The organism is Bradyrhizobium sp. (genome assembly GCF_049691595.1).
Lineage (GTDB): Bacteria > Pseudomonadota > Alphaproteobacteria > Rhizobiales > Xanthobacteraceae > Bradyrhizobium.
Genome location: NZ_JBAVNZ010000649.1, coordinates 1 through 8444, shown reverse-complemented (window position 1 = coordinate 8444; position 8444 = coordinate 1). Strand labels below are relative to the sequence as shown.

8 protein-coding genes are annotated in these 8444 nt (G+C 64.3%); 7 read left to right on the top strand and 1 reads right to left on the bottom strand.

The features are described 5' to 3' along the window. The coding region (locus tag WCE35_RS26040) for an acyl-CoA dehydrogenase family protein (RefSeq protein ID WP_424596182.1) at positions 1-750 on the bottom strand (750 nt) is incomplete at its 3' end. 239 nt (positions 751-989) lie between these two features. Between WCE35_RS26040 and WCE35_RS26035 the strand changes: the two genes are divergently transcribed. The 7 genes from WCE35_RS26035 to mdlC all read left to right on the top strand — a co-directional run. Next, positions 990-2261, top strand: coding sequence for a cytochrome P450 (locus tag WCE35_RS26035; protein WP_424596181.1), 1272 nt, complete (start codon positions 990-992; stop codon positions 2259-2261). A gap of 31 nt (positions 2262-2292) precedes the next feature. Then, positions 2293-3567: a cytochrome P450 gene (locus WCE35_RS26030; RefSeq protein ID WP_424596180.1), complete on the top strand. Its 1275-nt coding sequence runs from the start codon at positions 2293-2295 to the stop codon at positions 3565-3567. 69 nt (positions 3568-3636) lie between these two features. Continuing rightward, positions 3637-4035, top strand: coding sequence for a PaaI family thioesterase (locus WCE35_RS26025; protein WP_424596183.1), 399 nt, complete (start codon positions 3637-3639; stop codon positions 4033-4035). Then, complete coding sequence (locus tag WCE35_RS26020) at positions 4032-5201, top strand: acyl-CoA dehydrogenase family protein (RefSeq protein ID WP_424596179.1); 1170 nt, start codon at positions 4032-4034, stop codon at positions 5199-5201. The genes WCE35_RS26025 and WCE35_RS26020 overlap by 4 nt, the downstream gene beginning before the upstream one ends. Before the next feature lie 9 nt (positions 5202-5210). Beyond that, positions 5211-6341: a CaiB/BaiF CoA transferase family protein gene (locus tag WCE35_RS26015; protein WP_424596178.1), complete on the top strand. Its 1131-nt coding sequence runs from the start codon at positions 5211-5213 to the stop codon at positions 6339-6341. Continuing rightward, the gene (locus WCE35_RS26010) at positions 6338-7204 is read left to right on the top strand and encodes an FAS1-like dehydratase domain-containing protein (protein WP_424596177.1); all 867 of its coding nucleotides are present in this window, start codon (positions 6338-6340) and stop codon (positions 7202-7204) included. Before WCE35_RS26015 ends, WCE35_RS26010 begins: the two co-directional genes overlap by 4 nt. A gap of 151 nt (positions 7205-7355) precedes the next feature. Then, a partial coding sequence (gene mdlC / locus WCE35_RS26005; RefSeq protein ID WP_424596176.1) for a benzoylformate decarboxylase occupies positions 7356-8444 on the top strand: 1089 nt, incomplete at its 3' end.

The following is an 8444-nucleotide window of genomic DNA, read 5'->3' as shown; positions in this document are numbered from 1 at the left end:
CTCATAGTCGAGGCCGGACATCAGCACATTGACGCCGCGGCCGACCTCGCTCAGCACGTTTTCCTCCGGCACTTCGCAATCCTCGAACACCAACTCGCAGGTATCGGAGCCGCGCATGCCGAGCTTGTCGAGCTTCGGCGCGGTGGAAAAGCCCTTCATGCCCTTTTCGATAATGAAGGCGGTGATGCCGCGCGGCCCGGCGCCGGCATCGGTCCTGGCATAGACCACCAGCGTGTCTGCGACCGGCCCATTGGTGATCCACATCTTGCTGCCGTTCAGCACAAAACGGTCGCCCTTCTTCTCGGCGCGCGTCTTCATCGACACCACGTCGGAGCCGGCGCCGGGCTCCGACATCGCCAGCGAACCGACATGCTCGCCCGAGATCAGCTTTGGCAGATATTTCCGCTTCTGCGCCTCGTTGCCGTTGCGGCGGATCTGGTTGACGCAGAGGTTGGAATGCGCGCCGTAGGACAGGCCGACCGCCGCCGACGCGCGCGAGATTTCCTCGACCGCGATGCAGTGATCGAGATAGCCGAGCCCCGATCCGCCATATTCCTCCTCGACGGTGATGCCGTGCAGCCCGAGCGCGCCGATCTTCGGCCAGAGGTCGCGCGGGAATTGATTGCTTTTGTCGATCTCGGCGGCGCGCGGCGCGATCTCGTTGCTGGAGAAAGCTTGCACCGTCTCGCGAATCGCGTCCGCGGTCTCGCCGAGATCGAAATTGAACATCCGATGCGCGTTGAGGATCATGGTCGGGCTGCTCCGGCAAAATGTAACGGCTGGGTTGCAAACAGCCTTATTCTTTGCAGGCCGGCTTGTCACGGGCGGAACGGGGTCAAAAAGGGTATCGGACGGGCAGTGGCAGCGATGCGGCCAAATGCGCCAAACTGTCCGCCAAACTGTCGCTTGCCCTGACGCGCGCGACGGGCTGTAATTCAAAATGTCGCCCGTCAAATCGCCATGGGCGGGAAACCATCCGGGAGCCGCCCATGCATGGGAGCATCGATCTCGCCCAGACCCCCCAGCAAGAGGCCGCGCGGGAGCGCGCCTATTCGATCCCGCTCGAAGCATTCGATCCCGGCGATCCCGAGCTGTTCAAGACCGATTCGTTCTGGCCGTATTTCGACCGGCTGCGCCAGGAAGACCCCGTGCATTACTGCAAGGACAGCATGTTCGGGCCGTATTGGTCGGTGACCAAATACAACGACATCATGGACATCGAGACCAATCATGCGGTGTTCTCGTCGGCGGCTTCGCTCGGCGGCATCACCATTCGCGACGCCGCGCCCGATTTGCGCCGCGAAAGCTTCATCGCCATGGACCAGCCGCGCCATGGCGCGCAGCGCAAGACCGTCGCGCCGATGTTCACGCCGACCCATCTCGACCAGCTCGCGATCAACATCCGCAAGCGCTCGGCCGAATGCCTCGACAATTTGCCTGACGGCGAAACCTTCGACTGGGTCGATCGGGTCTCGATCGAACTGACCACGCAGATGCTCGCCGTGTTGTTCGACTTCCCCTGGGAGGACCGCCGCAAATTGACGCGCTGGTCCGATGTTGCGACCACGCTGCCAGGCCCGGATGGCGTGGTGGCGACCGAAGAAGCGCGGCAGGCCGAATTGATGGAATGCGCGGCCTATTTCGGCAGGCTATGGAAGGAGCGGATGAACCGGCCGCCGAAGAGCGACCTGCTGTCGATGATGGCGCACAGCGAAGCCACGCGCGACATGGACCCGAACAATTTCCTGGGCAATCTGATCCTTTTGATCGTCGGCGGCAACGACACCACCCGCAACACGCTGTCGGGCAGCATCTATGCGCTGAGCCAGCATCCGGATCAGTATCGCAAGCTGCGCGAAAATCCCGCCTTGATCGACAGTTTCGTGCCGGAGGTGATCCGCTGGCAGACGCCGCTGGCGCATATGCGCCGCACCGCGCTCGCCGACTTCGAGTTCCGCGGCAGGCAGTTCAGGAGGGGCGACAAGGTCGTGATGTGGTACGTCTCGGGCAACCGCGACGAAGAGGTGATCGATCGCCCCTACGAGTTCATCATCGACCGGGCCCGGCCGCGCACCCACATCTCCTTCGGCTTCGGCATCCATCGCTGCGTCGGGCTCAGGCTGGCCGAGCTGCAATTGAAGATCATCTGGGAAGAGATCCTGAAGCGCTTCGGCAATATTGAGGTGGTCGGCGAGCCCAAGCGGGTGTATTCCAGTTTCGTCAAGGGCTACGAGACCCTGCCGGTCCGCATCGCCGGATAGTTCCCTCGAAAGCACCTGGGATCGATCGACCATGAACGTCCAGACCGCCATCCGAGCCGACAGACACGAGCGTCTGCGCGCCGCGCGCGAGGAGGCCTATTCCACGCCGCTGAAGGATTTTCATCCCGGCGCGCCAAAATTGTTCCAGAACGATACGCTGTGGCCCTGGTTCGAACGGCTGCGCAAGGAAGCGCCGGTGCATTACTGCACCAACGCGCCGATCGAGCCCTATTGGTCGGTCACCAGATATAACGACATCATGCATGTCGACACCAATCACGGCATCTTCTCCTCCGAGGTCAGCCTCGGCGGAATCTCGATCCGCGACGCGCCGCCGGGCTATGACTACCCGAGCTTCATCGCGATGGATCAGCCGCGGCACTCGGCCCAGCGCAAGACGGTGTCGCCGATGTTCACGCCGACGCATCTGGACGAACTCGCCAAACTGATCCGCGAGCGTTCCGCCAAGGTGCTCGACAATCTGCCGCGCAACGAGACCTTCGATTTCGTCGATCGCGTCTCGATCGAACTGACCACGCAGATGCTGGCGACGCTGTTCGACTTTCCCTGGGAGGAGCGGCGCAAGCTGACGCGGTGGTCCGACGTCTCGACCGCGCTGCCCAAGAGCGGCGTCGTCGAATCCCCGGAGCAGCGCCGCCAGGAGATGGACGAATGCGCGACCTATTTCTCCAAACTCTGGAACGAGCGCGTCAACGCGGAGCCGCGCAACGACCTGCTGTCGATGATGGCGCACAATGAGGCCACCCGCCACATGGACCCCGACAATCTGATGGGCAACATCATCCTTTTGATCGTCGGCGGCAACGACACCACCCGCAACACCATGAGCGGCTCGGTGCTGGCGCTGAACGAGCACCCCGACCAGTACTGGAAGCTGCGCGACAATCCGGCGCTGATCGATTCCATGGTGCCGGAAGTGATCCGCTGGCAGACGCCGCTGGCGCATATGCGGCGGACCGCGCTGGTCGACACCGAGATCGGCGGCAAGAAGATCAACAAGGGCGACCGCGTCGTGATGTGGTACGTCTCGGGCAACCGCGACGAAGAGGGCATCGAAAAGCCCGACGAATTCATCATCGACCGCGCCCGGCCGCGCACCCATCTGTCGTTCGGCTTCGGCATTCACCGCTGCGTCGGCATGCGTCTCGCCGAGCTGCAATTGAAGATCGTGTGGCAGGAGATGCTGAAGCGGTTCGACCGCATCGAGGTGGTCGGCGAGCCGAAGCGGGTCTATTCCAGCTTCGTGCGCGGCATCGAATCGCTGCCGGTGCGCATTCCAGCGTGAGGGCTGTTTCTTGACGACACGGCGATCCCCGTGACCGGCACCAATCCGATCGAGCAGCTCGCGGGCATCATGGCGATGTCCGGATTTCCTCTGTCTTCCGGCATGCGCATCGTCGAAGCCGGGCCGGGCAGGGTGTCGCTCGCCTTGTCGCGGCGGCCGGAGCTCACGCAGTTCTTCGGCCATTTCCATGGCGGCGTGATTGCCGGCCTCGCCGATCAGGCCGCCGGCGCCGCGGTAACCACCGCGCTTCCCAAGGGGCGCATCGCGGTGACGGTGGAGATCAAGATCAACTTCCTCGGTCCCGCGAGCGGCGAGGAAATCATAGCCCGCGCGGAAGCCATGCAGGTGGGCAATACGATAGGCGTTGCAAAGGTTGAAGTGTTCTCTCAAGACAAGGGGGCGGAACGCATCTGCGCGTTCGCCACCGCGACCATGCGCGCGGTTGACCTGCCAGCCGAGTTCCGATGACCGCCCAGGAACAACAGGACGAACATCACGACATTCGCGACGCCGTCGCAAAGCTTTGCGCCCAGTTTCCCGGCGAATACTGGCGCAAGCTGGATCGCCAGATGGCGTACCCAAGGGAATTCGTCGATGCGCTGACGAAGGCCGGCTATCTCTCGGTCCTGATCCCCGAGGAATATGGCGGCGCCGGACTGAAACTGTCGGCCGCGGCTGCGATCCTGGAGGAGATCCAGCGCGCGGGGTGCAATGGCGGCGGCTGCCACGCCCAGATGTACACCATGGGCACGCTGCTGCGGCACGGCAGCGACCAGCAGAAAGCAAAATGGCTGCCCGGGATCGCCAGCGGCGAATTGCGGCTGCAGGCCTTCGGCGTCACCGAGCCGACCAGCGGCACCGACACTTCCTCGCTGAAGACCTTCGCCAGGCGCGACGGCAACGACGGCTACGTCGTCAACGGCCAGAAGATATGGACCAGCCGCGCCGAATATTCCGACCTGATGATCCTGCTGGCGCGCACCACGCCGAAGGAGCAGGCCAAAAAGCGCACCGACGGCCTGTCGGTGTTCATCGTCGACATGCGGGAAGTGAAAGGCCGTGGCCTGGAGATCCGCCCGATCCGGACCATGATGAACCACGCCACCACCGAAGTGTTCTTCACCGACATGCCGGTGCCCGCGGAGAATTTGATCGGCGAGGAGGGCAAGGGTTTTCGCTACATCCTCTCCGGCATGAACGCCGAACGCATCCTGATCGCGGCCGAATGCATCGGCGACGCCAAATGGTTCATCGCGAAATCCACCGCCTATGCCAGGGAACGCGTGGTGTTCGGCCGCCCGATCGGCCAGAACCAGGGTGTCCAGTTCCCGATCGCCAAGGCCTATGCCGCGATGCGCGCCGCCGAGTTGATGGTGAAGGAAGCCACCCGCAAATATGAGGCCGGGCTCGATTGCGGCGCCGAGGCCAACATGGCCAAGATGCTGGCGGCGGATGCGTCCTGGGAAGCGGCGAACGCCTGCGTGCAGACCCATGGCGGCTTCGCTTTCGCCGAGGAATACGATATCGAGCGAAAATTCCGCGAGACGCGGCTCTATCAGGTCGCGCCGATCTCGACCAACCTCGTGCTGTCATTCGTCGCCGAGCATGTGCTCGGCATGCCCCGCTCCTACTGAGACAGAAACATGCTGCCGCTCGAAGGACTGACCGTCATCGCCGTCGAACAGGCGGTCGCCGCACCGTTCTGCAGTTCGCGGCTGGCGGACGCCGGCGCCCATGTCATCAAGGTGGAACGGCCGGAGGGCGATTTCGCCCGCAGCTACGACGCCGCCGCCAAGGGGCAAAGCAGCTATTTCGTCTGGCTCAACCGCGGCAAGGATTCCATGGTGATCGACCTCGCCACCATCGAGGGCCGGCAAGCCCTGGAAGATCTGATCGCCGGCGCGGATGTCTTGCTGCAGAACCTCAAGCCCGGCTCGATGGACAAGCTCGGCTTCGCGCTGCAACGCCTGCGCAGGGATTATCCGGCGCTGATCTGCTGCACCATATCAGGCTATGGCGATCACGGCCCCTACGCCGACCGCAAGGCCTATGACCTGCTGATCCAGGCGGAGAGCGGGCTCGCTTCGATCACCGGCGGGCCGGAGGGGCCGTCGCGGGTCGGCATTTCGGTCGTCGATATCGCGACCGGCGCCACCGCGCATGCCGCGATCCTCGAAGCGCTGATCGCGCGGGGGCGCAGCGGCAGGGGCGCCGACATCCGGATATCGATGTTCGACGTGATGGCCGACTGGCTGGCGGTGCCGTTGCTCAATTCGGAAGCCGGCAATCCGCCGCAGCGGATGGCGCTCGCCCATCCCTCGATCGCGCCTTACGGCGTGTTCCGCTCCAGGGACGCCAAGGAAATCCTGATCTCGATCCAGAGCGAACGCGAATGGAAAAAACTCTGCGCGGATGTGCTTGATAAGCCCGGTTTGCCCGACGATCCCCGATTCGCCAACATGGTCGAGCGCGTCCGCAACCGCCAGCTCACCGACAAGACCGTCGGCGACAGTTTTGCGACCATGTTGCGCGACGATCTCTTGAAGCGATTGTCAGACGCCGACATCGCCTTTGCCGAGGTCAACACCATGGCCGACCTCGCCCATCACCCGCATCTGCGCCGCATCGAGGTGGACACGCCGAACGGGCCGGTGAACTATCCCGCGCCCGCCGTGATCTTCGTCGATCAGCCGCGTCACTACGGCGCGGTGCCCGGCATCGGCCAGCACAGCGAACTTCCAAAAGCTTCTCGCGCCCGGACGAAATCGTCATGACCGAAAAACTCGCAGAAAAACCCGACCTCGACCATTTGCGGCAATGGATCGGCCGCACCGAGGAGGCTTCCGACATCGTCACCGCGCAACTGGTGAAGGGCCTGCGGGCAACGCTGTTCCAGGAGATCGGCGAGCCCAGGGCCGGTGACGCAGCACCCTTCACCACCCATTGGTGCCTGGCGCCGCCGGTGTTTCCGATGTCGCAGTTGAGCCCGGACGGCCACCCGACGCGAGGCGGCTTCCTGCCGCCGGTGCCGCTGCCGCGCCGGATGTGGGCCGGCGGCGAGCTGGAATTTTTCGACGCCCTGCGCGTCGGCGACGAAGCAAAACGCGCGTCGCGCATTTCCGACGTGACGATGAAGACCGGCAGCACCGGCGTCCTGTGCTTCGTTTCCGTGGAGCATCTCATCACCACACCGCGCGGCGCCGCGATCTGCGAGCGGCAGGATATCGTCTATCGCGAGATGTCGGGCCCGCAACCGGCCGCACCCGCCAGGCCTGCCGCGCCGCCGCCGGCCGCAAAGCACCGCGAAACCCACATGGCCGATCCCGTGCTGCTGTTCCGTTATTCGGCACTGACCTTCAACGGTCACCGCATCCATTACGATCGCGACTACGCCACCAGGGTCGAGGGCTATCCCGGCCTGATTTTTCACGGGCCCTTGCAGGCGGCCTTCATCGTCGAGCTCGCCGCAAAGCTTCATGGCGGCACGCCGCCAAAGAAATTCGTCTATCGCGGCGTGCAGCCGCTGTTCGAAGGCAGCGAATTCTCCATCAATGCCGACGACACCGCCGCCGGCATGGAGTTGTGGACCGCGAATTCGCAGGGCCAGCCGACGATGAAGGGCACCGCGACGTGGTGAGGTTCGTCGGGCTCAGACCGTCATTGCGAGCGAAGCGAAGCAATCCATTCCTGCTTTGCTTTGGCATGGATTGCTTCGTCGCTTCCGCCTTCGCCCGTTGGGCTACGGCGGACGAGTCGCTCCTCGCAATGACGAGCTAGGGGCAACGGCATTGTCCCGCAAGCCCGCCAAAGCGACCGGCAAGCCAGTCACCGTCAAGGACGCCACCTTCGGCCTGCTGCGCGCGTTCGGCATCACAAAAGTGTTCGGCAATCCCGGCTCGACCGAATTGCCGTTTCTCAGCGACTGGCCCGACGACATCGACTACGTGCTGGGCTTGCAGGAAGCTTCCGTCATCGGCATGGCCGACGGCTACGCCCAGGCCACCCGCAACGCCGGCTTCGTCAACCTTCATTCGGCGGCCGGTGTCGGCAACGCGCTCGGCAATATCTATACCGCGCACCGCAACCAGACGCCGCTGGTGGTCACCGCCGGCCAGCAGGCGCGCAGTATCTTGCCGCTGCAGGCGTTTCTCTACGCCGAACGCGCCTCGGAGTTCCCGCGGCCCTATGTCAAGTACAGCGTCGAGCCGGCGCGCGCGGAAGACGTGCCGGCGGCGATCGCGCGCGCCTATTACGTGGCGATGCAGCCGCCCTGCGGACCGACCTTCGTCTCGGTCCCGATCGACGACTGGACACGCCCGACACACGCCATCGAAGCCCGAAAGATCAGCCGCGAACTCGGCCCCGATGCGGAGGCGATGAGGGCGCTCGCCAAAGCGCTCTCCGAAAGCAGGCGCCCTGCCCTCGTCGTCGGCCCCGGCGTCGACCGTGCCGTGGCCGTCGATCTCATGGTGAAGGTCGCGGAGAAAGCCAAAGCCGCGGTCTGGGTCAGCCCGTTCTCGGCGCGCTGTTCGTTTCCGGAACGGCATCCGCAATTCGCAGGGTTCCTGCATGCCTCGCCGGCGCAAGTCTCGGACGCCCTGCGCGACCATGACCTCGTGGTTGTGATCGGCGCGCCGGTGTTCACCTTTCATGTCGAGGGCCATGCCACGATCTTCGATGGCACGACCGCGATCTTCCAGATCACCGACGATCCGGCCGCGGCGGCGGTCACGCCCATCGGCACCAGCATCGTCGCCACCATGAAGCCGGCGCTTTCGATGTTGCTCGACTTGTTGCCCGGGACCAGCCGCACGGCGCCGGCCGGCCGTATCCTGCCGCCCGCACCGGCCGCGGCCGATCCGATCCCTGCCGAATAC

What these genes read in the sequence shown, in the direction of transcription:
- WCE35_RS26035 (WP_424596181.1), top strand. Translation starts at nt 990, where the DNA reads ATGCATGGGAGCATCGATCTCGCCCAGACCCCCCAGCAAGAGGCCGCG.
- WCE35_RS26030 (WP_424596180.1), top strand. Translation starts at nt 2,293, where the DNA reads ATGAACGTCCAGACCGCCATCCGAGCCGACAGACACGAGCGTCTGCGC.
- WCE35_RS26025 (WP_424596183.1), top strand. Translation starts at nt 3,637, where the DNA reads ATGGCGATGTCCGGATTTCCTCTGTCTTCCGGCATGCGCATCGTCGAA.
- WCE35_RS26020 (WP_424596179.1), top strand. Translation starts at nt 4,032, where the DNA reads ATGACCGCCCAGGAACAACAGGACGAACATCACGACATTCGCGACGCC.
- WCE35_RS26015 (WP_424596178.1), top strand. Translation starts at nt 5,211, where the DNA reads ATGCTGCCGCTCGAAGGACTGACCGTCATCGCCGTCGAACAGGCGGTC.
- WCE35_RS26010 (WP_424596177.1), top strand. Translation starts at nt 6,338, where the DNA reads ATGACCGAAAAACTCGCAGAAAAACCCGACCTCGACCATTTGCGGCAA.